The sequence below is a fragment of the Kitasatospora sp. NPDC043950 genome, from assembly GCF_056435345.1.
In genome coordinates, this window is the sequence record NZ_JBWKER010000004.1 from 123,706 (window position 1) to 140,078 (window position 16,373).

Annotated in this window: 15 protein-coding genes; 3 read left to right on the forward strand and 12 right to left on the reverse strand. The window is 71.9% G+C overall.

The window, feature by feature from the left end:
• The first annotated feature begins 93 nt into the window (after nucleotides 1-93).
• Nucleotides 94-1,749, forward strand: coding sequence for a PucR family transcriptional regulator (locus tag AC07BF_RS04140; protein ID WP_363580475.1), 1,656 nt, complete (start codon nucleotides 94-96; stop codon nucleotides 1,747-1,749).
• A gap of 27 nt (nucleotides 1,750-1,776) precedes the next feature.
• On the opposite strand, the gene AC07BF_RS04145 is transcribed toward AC07BF_RS04140, so the two are convergent.
• Together AC07BF_RS04145 and AC07BF_RS04150 are read right to left on the reverse strand one after the other, a co-directional pair.
• Nucleotides 1,777-3,267 carry an alkaline phosphatase PhoX gene (locus AC07BF_RS04145; protein WP_363580473.1) on the reverse strand — a complete coding sequence of 497 codons (1,491 nt, stop codon included), beginning with the start codon at nucleotides 3,265-3,267 and terminating at the stop codon, nucleotides 1,777-1,779.
• A 203-nt stretch (nucleotides 3,268-3,470) separates the two neighbouring features.
• Nucleotides 3,471-4,559: a hypothetical protein gene (locus tag AC07BF_RS04150; protein WP_478332906.1), complete on the reverse strand. Its 1,089-nt coding sequence runs from the start codon at nucleotides 4,557-4,559 to the stop codon at nucleotides 3,471-3,473.
• Nucleotides 4,560-4,844: 285 nt separating this feature from the next.
• On the opposite strand from AC07BF_RS04150, the gene AC07BF_RS04155 reads away from it, so the two are divergent.
• Complete coding sequence (locus tag AC07BF_RS04155) at nucleotides 4,845-5,288, forward strand: VOC family protein (protein ID WP_363618678.1); 444 nt, start codon at nucleotides 4,845-4,847, stop codon at nucleotides 5,286-5,288.
• 45 nt (nucleotides 5,289-5,333) lie between these two features.
• Here AC07BF_RS04155 and AC07BF_RS04160 read toward each other — a convergent pair whose 3' ends face one another.
• Nucleotides 5,334-6,974 carry a hypothetical protein gene (locus tag AC07BF_RS04160; protein ID WP_478332907.1) on the reverse strand — a complete coding sequence of 547 codons (1,641 nt, stop codon included), beginning with the start codon at nucleotides 6,972-6,974 and terminating at the stop codon, nucleotides 5,334-5,336.
• 345 nt (nucleotides 6,975-7,319) lie between these two features.
• Here AC07BF_RS04160 and AC07BF_RS04165 point away from each other — a divergent pair, with 345 nt between their 5' ends.
• Nucleotides 7,320-8,651 (forward strand): MFS transporter, encoded by a 1,332-nt coding sequence (locus AC07BF_RS04165; RefSeq protein WP_478332908.1) that lies wholly within the window; start codon nucleotides 7,320-7,322, stop codon nucleotides 8,649-8,651.
• Nucleotides 8,652-8,712: 61 nt separating this feature from the next.
• On the opposite strand, the gene AC07BF_RS04170 is transcribed toward AC07BF_RS04165, so the two are convergent.
• The 9 genes from AC07BF_RS04170 to AC07BF_RS04210 form a co-directional block, all read right to left on the reverse strand.
• Nucleotides 8,713-9,372, reverse strand: coding sequence for a Uma2 family endonuclease (locus AC07BF_RS04170; RefSeq protein ID WP_400986517.1), 660 nt, complete (start codon nucleotides 9,370-9,372; stop codon nucleotides 8,713-8,715).
• A gap of 125 nt (nucleotides 9,373-9,497) precedes the next feature.
• A complete protein-coding gene (locus tag AC07BF_RS04175) occupies nucleotides 9,498-9,878 on the reverse strand; it encodes a metal-sulfur cluster assembly factor (protein ID WP_350880450.1) in 381 nt (126 codons plus the stop codon).
• A 20-nt stretch (nucleotides 9,879-9,898) separates the two neighbouring features.
• A complete protein-coding gene (sufU, locus tag AC07BF_RS04180; protein ID WP_063349529.1) occupies nucleotides 9,899-10,351 on the reverse strand; it encodes a Fe-S cluster assembly sulfur transfer protein SufU in 453 nt (150 codons plus the stop codon).
• Nucleotides 10,352-10,367: 16 nt separating this feature from the next.
• Nucleotides 10,368-11,627, reverse strand: a complete 1,260-nt coding sequence (locus tag AC07BF_RS04185; protein ID WP_350880453.1) for a cysteine desulfurase — start codon at nucleotides 11,625-11,627, stop codon at nucleotides 10,368-10,370.
• Nucleotides 11,624-12,388 (reverse strand): Fe-S cluster assembly ATPase SufC, encoded by a 765-nt coding sequence (gene sufC, locus AC07BF_RS04190; RefSeq protein WP_030290237.1) that lies wholly within the window; start codon nucleotides 12,386-12,388, stop codon nucleotides 11,624-11,626. Before sufC ends, AC07BF_RS04185 begins: the two co-directional genes overlap by 4 nt.
• Before the next feature lie 6 nt (nucleotides 12,389-12,394).
• Nucleotides 12,395-12,712, reverse strand: coding sequence for a bifunctional 3-phenylpropionate/cinnamic acid dioxygenase ferredoxin subunit (locus tag AC07BF_RS04195; protein ID WP_063349526.1), 318 nt, complete (start codon nucleotides 12,710-12,712; stop codon nucleotides 12,395-12,397).
• Nucleotides 12,713-12,717: 5 nt separating this feature from the next.
• The gene (gene sufD / locus AC07BF_RS04200) at nucleotides 12,718-13,950 is read right to left on the reverse strand and encodes a Fe-S cluster assembly protein SufD (RefSeq protein ID WP_363580460.1); all 1,233 of its coding nucleotides are present in this window, start codon (nucleotides 13,948-13,950) and stop codon (nucleotides 12,718-12,720) included.
• Nucleotides 13,951-14,014: 64 nt separating this feature from the next.
• Nucleotides 14,015-15,430 (reverse strand): Fe-S cluster assembly protein SufB, encoded by a 1,416-nt coding sequence (sufB, locus tag AC07BF_RS04205; RefSeq protein WP_063349524.1) that lies wholly within the window; start codon nucleotides 15,428-15,430, stop codon nucleotides 14,015-14,017.
• 9 nt (nucleotides 15,431-15,439) lie between these two features.
• A complete protein-coding gene (locus AC07BF_RS04210; RefSeq protein ID WP_350880459.1) occupies nucleotides 15,440-16,282 on the reverse strand; it encodes a helix-turn-helix transcriptional regulator in 843 nt (280 codons plus the stop codon).
• Between the last annotated feature and the right edge of the window lie 91 nt (nucleotides 16,283-16,373).

Sequence of the window (16,373 nt, forward strand, 5' to 3'; positions counted from 1 at the left end):
CAGAGTCAACTATTTACGAAAGCCGGGCCACGACTCTGTCCGCCCGGCTAAAATCAACCACACGGCATTGTCCGAGCGGATGAAGGAGGCCCGATGACGACCCCCGGCCTCCCCGCCACCCCCGGACTCCCGCCCGTCCCCGGACTCCCGCCCACCTCCGGCCTCCCGCTCCGCCGGCTGCTGATGTCCCTCGGCGAACCCCTGGTCGAACTCCAGGCTGCCCCGCAGGGCCTGGACGTCCCGGTCCGCGACGTCGCGATCCTCGACCCGGAGGACCCGCCGACCGCCGCCCCCGGCGAACTCGTCCTCGCGATCGGCGCCCGCGGCCGCGCCGCCCTCCCCGCCCTGCGCGCCGCCGGACGGGCCGGCGCCGCGGCGGTCGCGGTCAAACTGGACGGCCCCGGCCAGGCGGACGCACTGCGCGAGGCCGCCACCGAGGCGGGCGTCGCCCTGCTCTCGGTCCGCCGCGAGACCCGCTGGGAGCACCTCGACTCGCTGGCCCGCGCGATCATCGCCGGCCCGGACGCCCCGGACACCCCCGGCGCCCCCGAACCCAACGCGGGCGACCTCTTCTCCCTCGCGCAGACCGTCGCCGTGCTCACCAACGGCATCGTCTCGATCGAGGACACCTCCAGCCGGGTGCTGGCGTACTCCCGCTCCTCCGACTCGGACGAGGTCGACGACCTGCGCCGGCTCTCCATCCTCGGCTGGCAGGGCCCCGAGCCGTACCTGTCCAAGCTCCGCGAGTGGGGCATCTTCCAGCACCTGCGCACCTCAGACGCCCCGATCGCGGTCGAACCGCACCCCGAACTCGGCCTGCGCCGCCGCCTGGCGATCGGCATCCGGGCCGGGGCGCAGCCGCTCGGCACCATCTGGGTGCAGGAGGGGGCGCAGCCGCTGGCGCCGCTCGCCGATCAGGCCCTGGTCGGCGCCGCCCGGGTGGCCGCCGCCCAACTGGTGCGCCGCCGACGCGAGTTGTCCGCCGACACGCGACTCACCCGGACGCTGCTCACCGGCCTGCTGGAGGGCTCCACCGGCCCGCAGTCGCTCGCCACCCACCTGGGGCTGGACCTGCGGCGCCCGGCCACCGTGCTCGCCTACAGCGCGCACACCACCGAGGCGCTGCACCGCTCCGACGTCACCGGCCTGATCTCAGTGCACGCCGCCGCCCGACACCGCACCGCACTGCTCGCCCCGATCGAGTCCCGGGTGTACGTGCTGCTGCCCGAACTCCCGCCCGGCCTGCCGATGGCCACCGTGCGCGGCTGGGCGGACGAGGTGGTGGCGGCCGCCCGGGAGCACCTCGGCGTCCCGCTGCGCGCCGCGATCGGCTCGACCGTGGACGGCCTGGCCCAGGTGCCGGACTCCCGCGCGCAGGCGGACCGCATCCTGGACGCGATGGGCCGCGGCGGGGTGGACCTCGACGTGGCGGCGCTGATCGACGTCCAGGCCGAGGTGCTGGTCAGTGAGATGCTCGCGCTGCTCCAGGAGCGCTCCGGCCTGCGCGACCCCCGGCTCACCGCGCTCGCCGCGTACGACCGCCGGCACGGCACCCGGCTCGCCGAGTCGGTGCTGGCCTGGCTGGACGCGCTCGGCGAGGTCCGGGTCGCCGCGGACGCCCTGCACATCCACCCCAACACCCTGCGCTACCGGGTGCGCCGCGCCGAGCAGTTGACCGGCATCGACCTCGCCCAGCCGCAGCAGCGCCTGCTGGCGATGCTGCAACTGAGGCTGCCCGCGGACGAATGACCGCGGGCAGCCTCGACTCTCAGTGGCTCACTCGCCGTAGCCCTGGCCGCGCTTGTGCTCGTTCAGCCGGTGCCACGGGCCGGTGATGGCCAGCTGGATGCCCGGGGTCTGGATGTTGGCGAAGAGGGTCTTGCCGTCGTCCGAGAAGGTCACCCCGGTGAACTCGCTGAACTCCGGCTTCTCGGCGGTGCCGATGTTCAGCTCGTTGCGGGCAACGGAGTAGGTCAGCCCGTCCTCGGTGGCGCCGAACAGGTGCGACACGCCCTCGCCGTCCTCGGCGATCACGATGCCGCCGTACGGCGAGACGGTGATGTTGTCCGGGCCGTCGAAGTTGTCGTGGTCGCCCCAGACGTCGGTGTTGACGCCGAGCAGCACCTTCAGGGTGATGGTGCGGCGGGTCGGGTTGTAGAACCAGACCTGGCCGTCGTGCTGCACCGGGCTCTCCGAGCGGGCGAAGCTGGAGACGAAGTAGAAGCCGCCGTCACCCCACCACATGCCCTCCAGCTTGCGGGCGCGGGTGACCTCGCCGTCCTTGAACTGCTTGCGGACCGAGACGGTCCTGGCGTCGCGGTCCTGAACCTTGACCCAGTCCGCGCCGTAGGTGGTGCCGACCTTGGTGGCGCGGGAGAGGTCGTCGACGAACTTGCCCTGGGAGTCGAAGACCTTGAAGGCCTCCAGCACGCCCGCGTCGGCGGCCAGCTTGCGCAGCTGGTAGCGGCCGTGCTTGAAGCCGGCCGGCGGGGTCCAGCGGAACAGCAGGCCGTTGGGGTTCGAGGCGTCCTCGGTCAGGTAGACGTGGCCGCGCTTCGGGTCCACCACGACGGCCTCGTGCGCGTACCGGCCGAAGGCCTTCACCGGCTGCGGGTCGCGGTTGTAGTCGTCGTCGAACGGGTCGACCTCGAAGATGTACCCGTGGTCCTTGGTGAAGCCGTTCTTGCCGGCCTTGTCCTCGGTCTCCTCGCCGGACAGCCAGGTGCCCCACGGGGTCACGCCGCCCGCGCAGTTGGTGGAGGTGCCGGCGATGCCGACCCACTGCTCGACCGAGCCGTTCCGCTTGGCGTGCACGATGGTGCAGCCGCCGGCCGCGCCCGGGTCGTAGACGTGGCCCTCGGTCAGCGGCACCGGGTACGGCCAGTTGGCGCGGGCACCGGACAGCTCGTGGTTGACGACCAGCAGGTTGCCGCCGCGCTCGTCCTCGAAGGCGGAGGTGCCGTCGTGGTTGCTCGGGGTGAACTCGCCGGTGCGCAGCCGGGTGACGCCGGCGCGGTTGACGACCTTGTACGCGAAGCCCTTGGGCAGCGACAGCAGCCCGGCCGGGTCCTGCACCAGCGGGCCGTAGCCGACGGCGGCGCGCGCGGCACCGGTGTCACCCGTCGCGGACGCGGCCGGCAGCTCGCCGCCGGCCGGGGCGGCGATCGCGCCCGGAGCGCTGGCCAGCGCCTCCGCGCTGCCGGCGATCAGCACGCCGGCCCCGACGAGGGTGGAACGGTTGACGAAGTCCCGGCGGGACAGCGGCATGGCAGCAACTCCTGAGGAATCGGCCGCCGGACCGGGGGCGGGCCCGGTGCCCGGCGGGCGGGGCGTCGAGACGGGGCGTCGACGACCAGCAGACTCCGCCGCGGGGATGAACCCGGCATGAAGCCCACCTCACGCCCAGGCGGCCATTTGCCGACCGATGACCGACACATGACCTCCGCTTTGCCTACGGCACCTGCCGGGGGTCACCCCGACCGCGTCGTCCGCCACTGCTCCCAGGCCGACAACCACAGCTGCTCGGCGAGCCGGTGCTCCTCCCAGACCTCCGGCCCGCCGCCCCGCCGCTCCCGCCAGAGCTGCTCCCAGGCCCGCTGCGCCGGCAGGCTCGCCACCTCGCTGGCGAACACCGTGTACCGGACGACCTCCTCGACGGCCGCCCCGCCCTCCGGCGTGCCGATCAGCCAATGCGTGTACCGGGCAAGCCGGTTGAGGTGGTTGACCATCGCGGTCAGCGCCGTCACCGCCTCCTCCCGGGTCTCGGTGGCGAGCCGCATCTGCTGGCGCACCGCCACCTCCCAGCGCACCTCGTAGGCGTCCCCGCGCGGGCGCCGCGGCGTCCGCCCGGCCCGGACCTGCGCCTCGACGGCGGCGGACTCGGCGACGCTCTGCGCGATCAGCTCCCGGTGCGCCTCCAGCCCGACGGCGGGCGGCAGTTCGCGCTCCTCCACCGGGACCTGCCGGGCCCGCCGGGCGGCCAGCTCGCCCAGCAGCTCGGCCCGGCCGCGCAGGTACGGCTCGAAGTCCGCGATCCCGCCGAGCTCCACGCCGCCGGGCGGCACCCCGCGCCCGCACACCGTCACGGTCAGCCCGCCGATCCGCAGCCGCCCGGCCCAGACCGGTGCCGCCCCGTCGGCGGCCGACGCTCCCGGCCAGAGCACCGGCCGGTCCTCGTGCACCTCCACCGGGTACGGCTCGCCGTCCACCGTGATCCACTCGCGCAGCGCCCGCACCCGGCCCGGCCCGTCGCCCTCGTCGACCCCGAGGTGGTCGTAGACCCGGTCCCGTTCGTCCTCGACCACGTCCTCCAGCTCGGGCAGGTCCTCGCCGTGCTCCGCGCCCGGCCGGTAGGTGCGCACGCTGACGTACGGGCCGGCCACCGAGCTCCAGTCGCCGGACTGCACCTCGACCCAGGCGAGTTCACCGCCGGAGGTCTCGAAGGCGGCCAGCGCCTCGCCCCAGCCGCCCGTCGCGCCGCCCCCGCGCGACAGCCCCGCGACGACGCCGTACACCGGGAAGTCGGCCGCGGCCACCGTCCGGCGGGAGAAGTCCTCCACCGCGGCGAGACGCTCCTCCCTGCTCCTCGGGTCCGGGACGCGCGCAGGGTCCGTCCGCCCGACGTTCCACTCCGGGGGCCTGCCGCCACTCTCCCGCATCATCCTGTGCCGCACCCCCGAGTCCTCGCGCCCGCACCGCCGACGCCACCTTAGTGCCCGGGACCTGCCGGGTCATCAGCTCGGGTGCCGGGCACCGGCGCAGGCCGCGTCGGGACGCCCGGTCGCCAACGGGCACGGGCCGTGTCAGGAGGCGCGGTTGTCAGCCGCCCTCCCTACCCTGGCGGCATGACAGCAGACAGCAGCTTCCCGGCCCGGATCAGCATCGTCACCCTCGGGGTCTCCGACCTCGACCGCAGCGCCCGCTTCTACGAAGGCCTGGGCTGGCGGCGGTCCTCCGCCTCCAGCCCGGAGATCGTCTGGTTCCGCACCGCCGACTCGGCGCTCGGCCTCTTCCCCACCGAGGAGCTGGCCGCCGACGCGGGCGTGCCCGCCACCGGCGAGCCCGCCTTCCGCGGCGTCACCCTCGCGGTGAACCTGGAGTCCCCCGCGCTGGTGGACGCCGCGTTGAAGACGGCGGTCGAGGCCGGCGCCGTGGTGGTCAAGCCGCCGGTCCCGACCAGCTGGGGCGGCTACTCCGGCTACTTCGAGGACCCGGACGGCCACCTCTGGGAGCTGGCCCACAACCCGTTCTTCCCCTTCGCCGAGGACGGCTCCCTGGATCTCCCCTGACCCGCCCGCCCATCAGCCCGCCGAAGCCCCCCCCCCGTCGGCCCGTCAGCCCTTGGACCGCGCCTTGAAGGCCGCCTTGCGCGCCTCCTTGGCCACCGCCCGGTCCAGGTGCAGCTCCCCGACGGCCTCCAGGACGTCCGCCGTGTACGGGTGGTCGACCCGCCAGAGCTCGCCGAAGTAGGACGCCGGGTTGCCGGTCACCGGCAGGTCCGCGATCAGCTCGCGCAGCAGCTCGGCGTCGCCGCCGCTGTCCAGCAGCTGGGCGGCGAAGGTGTCGACCACCGTCCACAGCGCCATCGTCCGCTCCGGCACCGGCACGTCCGTCGCTCCCTTCGAGGTCAGCCAGGCCCGGGCGGCGCCGCCCAGCTCGGGGTCGTCCAGTACGTCGCGCACGGCCGGCTCGGCGGCCGTGCCCAGCATGTTCAGCGCCGAGACGCCGAGCATCCGCCGCATCGGGGCGTACGCGTCGTCGCCGCGCGCCGCCGCCAGCAGCTCGCGCGCCGCCGCCACCGGCTCCCGGCCGGTGATCCAGACCCGCAGCTCCTCGTCCGGCAGCACGTTGGCGGCCTCGCACACCGCGCGCAGCAGCTCGGCCGCGTCGCCCTGGGCCAGCTCGCCGACCAGCGGCGCGTCGTAGCCATCCTCCAGCAGCCACTGCCGGATGCCGTACTGGCCGAGCGGGGTGAGCCGGACGAGACCGAAGCGCGCCGACTCCTCCTCGTCCAGCGGCGCCTCGCCGACGAGGGCGGGCTCCTCGCCCTCCGGGCCCTCCTCCTCGCCGAACAGCTCCGGGTCGATCGGCCGGTACTCCAGCAGGCCCAGCTCGGCCAGGTCGCCCAGCATCGGGTCCAGTGCGACCATCACATCGGTGATGTCGCCCAGCAGCTCCTCGCTCGGCTCCTCGCCCTCCGGCACCACCAGCAGCGCGGCCAGCACGCCCAGCGGCACGGTCTCGTTGCCCGGATCGGCGAAGGCGGTGGTCTCGTACAGCACCTGCAACGCCTCGTCCAGCAGCTCGGCGGCGGCGTCCCGGGCCTCCTCGACCTCGCTCAGGGCGTCCTCGTCCTCCTCCCCGGCCTCGCCGGCCTCCCCGCCCTCGGCGGCCCGCGCGGCCTCCTCCTCCGGCAGCGAGTCGGCCTCCACGGCCAGCTCCCGGACGATCCCGGCGGCGGTCAGCCACAGCTCCAGGACGGTCTCCGGGTCACCCTCCTCGGCGGGCTCCAGATCCGGGCCCGGCACGGCGACGTGCTCACCGGCCGCCGTCGTCCCGATCTCCACCAGGTCCAGGTCGCAGGCCAGCGACCAGGCCCGCATCGCCTCGACCTCCGCCTCCTCCGGCACCTCCCCCTCGGCGGGGGCCAGGCCCAGCAGCTGCGCCGCGGGAGCCCGGTCCTCCTCCACCAGGTCGCCGAACTCGTCCACCACCCGGTGCGGGGCGGCCCAGCGGGCCAGCGCCAGCGCGTACCCGAACATCGGCACGGCCTTCGCCAGGGCGGCCAGCTCCTCCTCGGCGGGCAGCTTCACCGGCGGTACCAGGACCGCCGCGTCGTCCAGGTCCTCGTCGTCCAGCCCGTGCGCGGCGAACGCCCCGTAGAGGTCCTGGAGCTCCAGGTCGGCGGGCAGAACCGGCTCGGCCGCACTCTCCCCCGGCGAAGCCCCGGCGTTCTTCCGACGTCGTCCGGCCATCGTTGTGCGTTCTCCCTCAGCCAGCGGTCCGCCTATCAGCTCAGCGTCCCGATCCACCACCTCAGCGTATAGGCCGGGCACCCCCGATGCCCGGCCTCAAGGGGCGCGCGCCGCAACCGTGCGCCCACCCTTTATCCTTCGCATTGGCACCGTGCACACCCCGCGCGGGCCACCGGGCAATGAAGCCCTTCGCCCTCCCCGCCCGACACCGGGCAGGAGGGGCCCACTCAGCTCACCCGCTCCACCAGGGAGCCCCGCACCGCGGCCACCACCACAGCGCCTCAGGACGGGCGCGCCGGCACACCCCGCCGACCCGGTGGTGCCCTGCCACAGGAGATCCCTTACATGGCGGACCTCTCCCCCGCCGGCTCCGGCCTGCGCACCGCGCAGCTCGACGGACGCCGACTCTCGGAGGCCCTGCTTCCCCTGGAGCTCGCGCCCCGCGCCCAGCTCCAGCTCGCCGCGGTCAGCCGCTGGAACGCGCTGCGCGGTGTCCGCGTCGGCCTCGTCGCCGCCGCCCTGCTGCTGATGCTGATCGGTGCCAACCTGGCGACGCCGATCTACCCGCTCCTCCAGCAGCGCCTCGGCCTCGGCCCGCTCGACACCACGATCCTCTTCACGATCTACGTGTTCGCGCTGGTCCCCGTACTCGCCGTGGTCGGCCACTGGTCCGACCACCTCGGCCGCCGCGCCCTGATCCTGCCCGCCGTCGCCCTGGCCGCCGCCGGCGACGTCGTGTTCGCCACCTCGGGCAGCTTCTGGCAGCTCGCGGCCGGCCGGGCCGTCCAGGGCATCGCCGTCGGCCTCTCCACCGGCGCCGCCGGGGCCGCCCTCGGCGACCTGCTGCCCGACCACCCGACGCTCGCCGCCAAGCTCACCCTGGCCTGTTCCGCCGGCGGCGTCGCGCTCGGCCCGGTGGTCGGCGCCCTGCTCGCCGACGGCGCGGACCCGCTGCTGACGCCCTTCCTGCTGCACGCCATCGCCCTGCTGGCGCTCTGCGTGCCGCTGGCCCTCGTCCACCCGCGGATGCCCGGCCGCAACCGCCCGCCGACCACCCCGCCCCGCATCACCACCCCGGCCCACCTGCGCCCGCGCCGACTCGCCCTGCCGGTCGCCGGCCGCCGCGAGTTCCTGCTCGCCGCCTCGGCCGGCTTCATCTCGTACGCGGTGTTCGGCGTCTACCTGGCGCTCGCCCCGGCCTTCTCCGCCAAGCTGCTGCACACCTCCTCGCACCTGACCGGCGCGATCGTGGCCGCCCTGCTGCTCGGCTCCTCCGCGCTGGCCCAGTTGGTCGTCCCGCCGACCTCCGACCGTCTGGTGATCGCCCTCGGCATGACCGGCCTGGCCGCCGGCCTGGCCCTGGTCGTCGCCGCCCAGTACACCGGCACGCCCGCCCTGCTCTTCATCGGCAGCATCCTCGGCGGCGCCTGCCAGGGCATCGCCTTCCGCTCCCTGTTCACCAGCGCGGCCGCCGCGATGGACCCGGAGCGCCGCGGTTCCGAGCTCTCCGCCCTCTGGGTCATCGTCTACCTCGGCAGTTCCCTCCCCATCGTGATCGTCGGCGCCCTGGTCCAGCACTACGGCCTCCTCCCCGCCGTCAGCGGCTTCGCCGCCGTCGCCGCCCTCCTCTGCGCGGCCCTGGCCCTCGCCGTGGCCCGCAAACCCAGGCAGTCCTGACCTACCGCAGCCAAAAACGCCGCCGCCCGGGACCGAAGTCCCGGGCGGCGTTCGTACAGGGCTACTCAGCCCAAGGGGCCCAGTCACCGGTGTTGATCTCAAGATCAAAGGGCTTGGGCAACCGAACTGGCTCGCCGAACTTCCACTGACCCAGCACCTGGTAGGTCCCCTCGCCGCGGTCCGGCTCGCCGAACAAGGTGACGCCGGGCTGCCGCGGGTCACGGTCGACCAACAGGTAGTACGGGATCCCGGTGCGTGCGTAACCACTCCATTTGGTGGGCTTCACCTGTCGACCGAACATGGGGCGCCGGTCATGGCGCGCGTTGGACGCGGAGGTCACCTCCACCACCAGCTCAAGATCGACCGGGTGGACGTACAACACATCCTTGGCCCGCTTCTCTGCATCGACGTCCCTGCTCACGATCACCATGTCCGGGATGTAACCGCCCTCGATCTCGACCAGGTCCAGGTTGACCGTCCGGACGGCGCGCCATTGGAACTTCGCGTCAGCGATTTTGCCTGCCAGCACCGACTCCTGAATGTCCGTGAGGATCCCCTCATGGAGGTACACCGGGGCTGGTGACACAACGATCTCCCCTCCGATCACCTCAACCCGTGTGCCGTCATCCGGGAGCCGGAGATACTCGCCGAGTTCTCCCCGGACCCACATGGCGTACGGCGAGTCAGGCAGAAGCAACTGCGCGAACGCAACTACCGACATGACTTCGCTCCCTCCGAGGTCGCGGCTCCAGCCTGGCCGCCCGCTGGCAGATATACCACTGCCGCACAAACCTTTCCCCCGAAGGAGAGGTTTGCGCGGCAGCGGGTTGACGGAAAAGCCGTCCGTCAGACGTTGAAGCCGAGGGCGCGGAGCTGGTCGCGGCCGTCGTCGGTGATCTTGTCGGGGCCCCACGGCGGCATCCAGACCCAGTTGATGCGCAGGTCCTGGACCAGGCCGTCGGTGGCGGTCTTGGCCTGGTCCTCGATGACGTCGGTCAGCGGGCAGGCCGCCGAGGTGAGCGTCATGTCGATGGTGGCCACGTCGGACTCGTCGATGTGGATGCCGTAGATCAGGCCCAGGTTGACGACGTCGATGCCCAGTTCGGGGTCGACGACGTCCATCAGGGCCTCGGTCAGGTCCTCCACGGACACGGTGCCGGCGGTGGTGCCGACGATGACGACGCCGTTCGGCTGGTCCTCCGCAGCGGAGGGGGTTTCGTCACTCATGGTCTGTCCTCCTCTGCGGGTCAGTCGTTCACGGCGGGGTGCTGGGCGAGCGCCTGGGCGGTGGCGTCCTTCCAGGCCATCCAGCTGAGCAGGGCGCACTTGACCCGGGCGGGGTACTTGGAGACGCCGGCGAACGCGACCGCGTCCTCCAGCACCTCCTCGTCGCCCTCGCCCTGGCCCTTGCTCTGCATCAGCTCCAGGAAGGCCTCCTGGACGGTCTGCGCCTCGCCGACGGTCTTGCCCACGACCAGGTCGTTCAGCACCGAGGCGCTGGCCTGGCTGATCGAGCAGCCCTGGGACTCGTACGAGACGTCGGCGACCGTCGAGCCGTCGAGCCGCACCCGCAGGGTGATCTCGTCACCGCAGGTCGGGTTGACGTGGTGCACCTCGGCGTCGCCGTCCCGCAGCCCCTTGCCGTGGGGGTTGCGGTAGTGGTCCAGGATGATGTCCTGGTACATCGAGTCGAGCTTCATGTCCTGCCCTGTCCCGTCAGCCGAAGAAGTTCCGGACGTGGTGCAGGCCGTCGATCAGCGCGTCGACCTCGCCCGGCGTCGAGTACAGGTAGAACGACGCCCGCGTGGTCGCCGGAATTCCGTACCGCAGGCAGACCGGCCGCGCGCAGTGGTGGCCGACGCGCACGGCGATGCCCTGCTCGTCCAGCACCTGGCCCACGTCGTGCGGGTGGATGTCGCCGAGGGTGAAGGAGATCGCGGCGCCGCGGTCGACGGCCGTGCGCGGGCCGATGATCCGCAGGTCCGGGACCTCCAGCAGGCGCTCGACCGCGTACGCGGTGATCGCGTGCTCGTGCGCGGCGATCTTCTCCATGCCGATGTCCGACAGGTAGTCGATGGCCGCGCCGAGCCCGACCGCCTGGGCGATCGGCGGGGTGCCGGCCTCGAACTTGTGCGGCGCCGGGGCGTAGGTGGACGAGCCCATGGTGACGGTCTCGATCATCTCGCCGCCGCCGAGGAACGGCGGGAGGTCCTCCAGCAGCTCCTGGCGGCCCCAGAGCACGCCGATGCCGGTCGGGGCGAGCATCTTGTGACCGGTGAAGGCGACGAAGTCGGCTTCCAGCGCCTGGACGTCCAGCACCATGTGCGGGGCGGCCTGCGAGGCGTCGATGACGACCAGCGCGCCGACCGACTGGGCCTTGCGGACGATCGTCTCGACCGGGTTGACGGTGCCGAGCAGGTTGGAGACCAGGGTGAAGGAGACCACCTTGGTCTTCTCGGTGATCAGCTCGTCGATGTCGGACAGGTCGAGCCGGCCCTCGTCGGTGAGCCCGAACCACTTCAGCTTCGCGCCGGTGCGCTGCGACAGCAGCTGCCAGGGAACGATGTTGGAGTGGTGCTCCATCTCCGTGATGACGATCTCGGAGTCGGCGTCCACCCGGTACGGCTCGTCGGCCCAACCGAGCATGTTGGCAACGAGGTTGAGCGACTCGGAGGCGTTCTTGGTAAAGATCACCTCGTTGCGGCTGGGCGCGTTGACGAAGGCCGCGACCTTGTCCCGCGCGCCCTCGTAGAGCGCCGTGGCCTCTTCGGCGAGCACGTGCACGCCGCGGTGGACGTTGGCGTTGTGCCGCTCGTAGTAGGCGGTCAGGGCTTCCAGCACCTGGCGCGGCTTCTGCGAGGTGGCCGCGTTGTCCAGGTAGACGAGCGGCTTCTCCTCGTGCAGCACACGCTGCAGGATCGGAAAGTCCTTGCGGATCGCGTCGGTGTCGAGCAGACCCGTGAACGGATGCGTCACTCGGACGCGCCCCCCTTCACATACGCCTCGTAGCCCTCGTTCTCCAGCTTGTCGGCCAGCTCGGCACCGCCGGACTCGACGATGCGGCCGCCCGCGAAGACGTGGACGTAGTCGGGCTTGATGTACCGCAGGATGCGGGTGTAGTGGGTCACCAGCAGGGTGCCGACCTCGCCGGTCGAGCGGACCCGGTTGATGCCCTCGGAGACGATCCGCAGCGCGTCGACGTCCAGGCCGGAGTCGGTCTCGTCGAGGATCGCGATCTTCGGCTTGAGGAGCTCCAGCTGGAGGATCTCGTGGCGCTTCTTCTCGCCGCCGGAGAATCCCTCGTTGACGTTGCGCTCGGCGAAGGCCGGGTCCATCTGGAGGGCGGCCATCGCCTCCTTGACCTCCTTCACCCACAGACGCAGCTTGGGGGCCTCGCCGCGGACGGCGGTGGCGGCGGTGCGCAGGAAGTTGCTCACCGAGACGCCCGGGACCTCGACCGGGTACTGCATGGCCAGGAAGACGCCGGCCTTGGCGCGCTCGTCGACGGACATCTCCAGGACGTCCTCGCCGTCCAGCAGCACCGAGCCGCCGGTGACGGTGTACTTGGGGTGGCCGGCGAGCGAGTAGGCCAGGGTGGACTTGCCGGAGCCGTTCGGACCCATGATCGCGTGGGTCTCGCCCTGCTTCACGGTCAGGTCGACGCCCTTGAGGATCTCGCGCGGGCCGTTCTCGGCCTCGACGGAGACGTGCAGGTCGCGGATTTCAAGCGTTGCCATGGGTACTCAGGACTCCTGGTTGACGGAGACGAGCACATCGTCCCCTTCGATCTTTACGGGGTAGACAGCGACCGGCTTGGTGGCGGGCAGGCCGGAGGGCTTGCCGGTGCGCAGGTCGAAGCTGGAGCCGTGCAGCCAGCACTCGATCATGCAGTCCTCGACCTCGCCCTCGGAGAGCGAGACGTTCGCGTGCGAGCAGGTGTCGTTGATCGCGAACACCCCCTCGTCGGTGCGGACGACGGAGACCGGCACGCCGTTGAGGTCCACGCGCTTGGGCACGTCCTCCTGGAGGTCGCTCAGCGCGCAGGCACGGAGGAAGGTCATCTGGATCAGACCGCCGCTTCCAGCTCGGCCTCGATCTTCTCCATCAGCTGGTCCTGGATCTCGGCGACGCCGATCTGCTGGACGAGTTCGGCGAAGAAGCCGCGGACCACCAGGCGGCGGGCCTCGTCGGCCGGGATGCCGCGGGACCGCAGGTAGAACAGCTGCTCGTCGTCGAAGCGGCCGGTCGCGGAGGCGTGGCCGGCGCCGACGATCTCGCCGGTCTCGATCTCCAGGTTGGGGATCGAGTCGACCCGGGCGCCGTCGGTGAGCACCAGGTTGCGGTTGAGCTCGTAGGTGTCGGTGCCCTCGGCGGCGGCGCGGATCAGCACGTCGCCGACCCAGACGACGTGGGCGTCCTGGCCCTGCAGCGCGCCCTTGTAGACCACGTTGGAGCGGCAGTGCGGGGTGTCGTGGTCGATGACCAGACGGTGCTCCAGGTGCTGGCCGGCGTCGGCGAAGTAGAGGCCGAACAGCTCGGCCTCGCCGCCGGGCGCGGCGTAGTTGACCCGCGGGTGGATCCGGACGACGTCGCCGCCGAAGGTGACGACCACGGACTTCAGCGAGGCGTCCCGGCCGACCAGCGCGGTCTGCTGGGCGACGTGGACGGCGCTGCGGTCCCAGTCCTGGACGGAGACGAAGGTGAGCTTGGCACCGTCGCCGACGAGCAGCTCGACGTTGGCGGCCCGGGTGCCGGTACCGGTGTGGTTGATCACCACGACGGCCTCGGCGAACGGCTTGACGTCGACCACCACGTGGGCGAAGCGGGTGCCGCCCTCGCCGTGCACGTCGATCTTGACCGGCCCGGTGAGCACCGCGTCCTGGGGGACGGTGACCACGAGCGCCTGCTCGAAGGCGCTGAACGCCTGCGCGGCGACCCGGTCGACGGGCTTGCCGGCCTTGCCCAGACGGGCGTCGTCGCGGCCGACGGTCTCGGCGGTGACGCCGTCCGGCAGGCTCAGCTCGACCTTGTCCTCGCCCTTGGCCGCCTCGGCGGCGGTGCCGTCGTGCAGGCCGCCCAGGCGGTGCATCGGGGTGAACCGCCAGTCCTCCTCGCGGCCGGTGGGCACCGGGAAGTCGCCGACCTCGAACGAGGGCTTGACGGCGACCCGGGCGTCGATCGGCTGCTGGACGGTGGCGCGGCCGGTGCCGGGGCCGGCGAGCTGGGCGCCGGCGCCGGCGGTGCCGACCTCGATCGACCCGGCGGTGGTGGAGCCGGTGGTGGTGTTGACGTCAGCCATGGCTGTCGTAGTGCTCTCTTCCTCGAAAAGCTCGAAAAGTCGGTGGGCGGTCAGCGGCTGGACGTCAGCCGACCGCACCCTCCATCTGCAGCTCGATCAGCCGGTTGAGCTCCAGCGCGTACTCCATCGGCAGCTCGCGCGCGATCGGCTCGACGAAGCCGCGGACGATCATCGCCATCGCCTCGAACTCGGTCATGCCCCGGCTCATCAGGTAGAACAGCTGGTCCTCGCTGACCTTGGAGACCGTCGCCTCGTGGCCCATGGACACGTCGTCCTCGCGGACGTCCACGTACGGGTAGGTGTCCGAGCGGGAGATGGTGTCCACCAGCAGCGCGTCGCACAGCACGTTGGACTTGGCGCCCTTGGAGCCCTCGCCGATCTCGATCAGACCGCGGTAGGAGGTCCGGCCGCCGCCGCGCGCCACCGACTTGGAGACGATGTTGGAGGAGGTGTTCGGCGCCATGTGCACCATCTTGGCGCCGGCGTCCTGGTGCTGGCCCTCGCCCGCGAAGGCGATCGACAGGGTCTCGCCCTTGGCGTGCTCACCCATCAGGTAGACGGCCGGGTACTTCATGGTGACCTTGGAGCCGATGTTGCCGTCGACCCACTCCATGGTCGCGCCCTCGTACGCCACGGCGCGCTTGGTGACCAGGTTGTAGACGTTGTTCGACCAGTTCTGGATGGTCGTGTAGCGGCAGCGGCCGCCCTTCTTGACGATGATCTCCACGACCGCGGAGTGCAGCGAGTCGGAGGAGTAGATCGGCGCGGTGCAGCCCTCGACGTAGTGGACGTACGCGTCCTCGTCGACGATGATCAGCGTCCGCTCGAACTGGCCCATGTTCTCGGTGTTGATCCGGAAGTAGGCCTGGAGCGGGATGTCGACGTGGACGCCCTTGGGCACGTAGATGAACGAGCCGCCGGACCACACCGCCGTGTTCAGCGCGGCGAACTTGTTGTCGCCGGCCGGGATGACGGTGCCGAAGTACTCCTTGAAGATCTCCGGGTGCTCGCGCAGCGCGGTGTCGGTGTCCAGGAAGAGGACGCCCTGCTCCTCCAGGTCCTCGCGGATCTGGTGGTAGACGACCTCGGACTCGTACTGGGCGGCGACACCGGCGACCAGGCGCTGCTTCTCGGCCTCCGGGATGCCCAGCCTGTCGTAGGTGGCCTTGATGTCCGCGGGCAGGTCCTCCCAGGACTCGGCCTGCTTCTCGGTGGAGCGGACGAAGTACTTGATGTTGTCGAAGTCGATGCCGGAGAGGTCGGAGCCCCAGGTCGGCATGGGCTTCTTGCCGAACAGCTTCAGGCCCTTGAGACGCAGGTTCAGCATCCACTCGGACTCGTTCTTCTTCGCGGAGATGTCGCGGACGACCTCCTCGCTGAGCCCGCGCTTGGCCGCGGCACCGGCGGTGTCCGGGTCGGCCCAGCCGTACTCGTAGGTGCCCAGGCCCTCGAGCTCGGGGTGCGAAACGGTGTCAGTCATGCGAGCTTCCTAACGCGCGGACGCTGAATCTTCGGTGGACGTACCGGCAGTCGGCACTGCATCGGAGCCGCGGCCCGCGGAACGCCGGGCAGGCGACGATGCGGCACCGGGTGCCGGCACATAGGTGGTGCAGACCCCGTCGCCGTGGGCGATGGTGGCCAGCCGTTGCACATGGGTGCCCAGCAGCTGGGAGAAGACCTCGGTCTCCGCCTCGCAGAGCTGCGGGAACTGCTCGGCGATGTGCGCGACCGGGCAGTGGTGCTGGCAGAGCTGGGCGCCTGCCGGGGCCTTCGCCACGGCCGGCGGGACCCGCCGCACCGTGGCAGCGTACCCGTCCGCGCTCAGCGCCTGGGCGAGCGCCTCGGTGCGCTCCCCCGCCTCGGCCAGCCGCAGGAGCTCCAGGTACCTCTCGCCCTGCTTGCCGAACCGGGCCCGGGCGAAGGCGGCGACCGCCTCCTCGCCCGCCTTCCCGCCGCCGACCGAGTCGGAGATCCAGCGCAGCGCGTCGGCGGCGAGCTGGTCGTACGCCTGGTAGAAGGCGTCCCGGCCGCCGTCGGTGAGGGCGAAGACCTTGGCCGGGCGGCCCCGGCCACGGCTGCCGTAGACCCGCTGCTCGCGGGACTCGACCAGGCCGGCGGCGGCTAGTCCGTCCAGGTGGCGGCGGACGGCGGCGGCGGTGAGGCCGAGCCGGGTCGCCAGGTCGGCGGCGGAGGAGGGGCCGTGGTCGAGGATCGACCGGGCGACCCGGTCCCGGGTGGCCCGGTGGCCCTCCAGCAGCACCTCGGCCGCCGTCACGGGCACGTCGCACCCGGGGGCCGACTCGGCCTCCTGGGGCGTGGCGTGCTCGCGCATGTTTTTCACAACACCAGTGTTGCGTAATTACTTCCGACAGGACAAGCCGTGATGCAGGCCTCACTCGTGTCATCTGTCACGCAGGTAAGCC

Excerpts from the sequence above, each read along its gene's own strand:
- sufD (WP_363580460.1), bottom strand. The coding sequence starts at position 13,950 with ATGGCTGACGTCAACACCACCACCGGCTCCACCACCGCCGGGTCGATC.
- AC07BF_RS04140 (WP_363580475.1), top strand. The coding sequence starts at position 94 with ATGACGACCCCCGGCCTCCCCGCCACCCCCGGACTCCCGCCCGTCCCC.
- sufB (WP_063349524.1), bottom strand. The coding sequence starts at position 15,430 with ATGACTGACACCGTTTCGCACCCCGAGCTCGAGGGCCTGGGCACCTAC.
- AC07BF_RS04210 (WP_350880459.1), bottom strand. The coding sequence starts at position 16,282 with ATGCGCGAGCACGCCACGCCCCAGGAGGCCGAGTCGGCCCCCGGGTGC.
- AC07BF_RS04175 (WP_350880450.1), bottom strand. The coding sequence starts at position 9,878 with ATGAGTGACGAAACCCCCTCCGCTGCGGAGGACCAGCCGAACGGCGTC.
- AC07BF_RS04160 (WP_478332907.1), bottom strand. The coding sequence starts at position 6,974 with ATGGCCGGACGACGTCGGAAGAACGCCGGGGCTTCGCCGGGGGAGAGT.
- sufC (WP_030290237.1), bottom strand. The coding sequence starts at position 12,388 with ATGGCAACGCTTGAAATCCGCGACCTGCACGTCTCCGTCGAGGCCGAG.
- AC07BF_RS04145 (WP_363580473.1), bottom strand. The coding sequence starts at position 3,267 with ATGCCGCTGTCCCGCCGGGACTTCGTCAACCGTTCCACCCTCGTCGGG.
- AC07BF_RS04155 (WP_363618678.1), top strand. The coding sequence starts at position 4,845 with ATGACAGCAGACAGCAGCTTCCCGGCCCGGATCAGCATCGTCACCCTC.
- AC07BF_RS04165 (WP_478332908.1), top strand. The coding sequence starts at position 7,320 with ATGGCGGACCTCTCCCCCGCCGGCTCCGGCCTGCGCACCGCGCAGCTC.
- AC07BF_RS04170 (WP_400986517.1), bottom strand. The coding sequence starts at position 9,372 with ATGTCGGTAGTTGCGTTCGCGCAGTTGCTTCTGCCTGACTCGCCGTAC.
- AC07BF_RS04195 (WP_063349526.1), bottom strand. The coding sequence starts at position 12,712 with ATGACCTTCCTCCGTGCCTGCGCGCTGAGCGACCTCCAGGAGGACGTG.
- sufU (WP_063349529.1), bottom strand. The coding sequence starts at position 10,351 with ATGAAGCTCGACTCGATGTACCAGGACATCATCCTGGACCACTACCGC.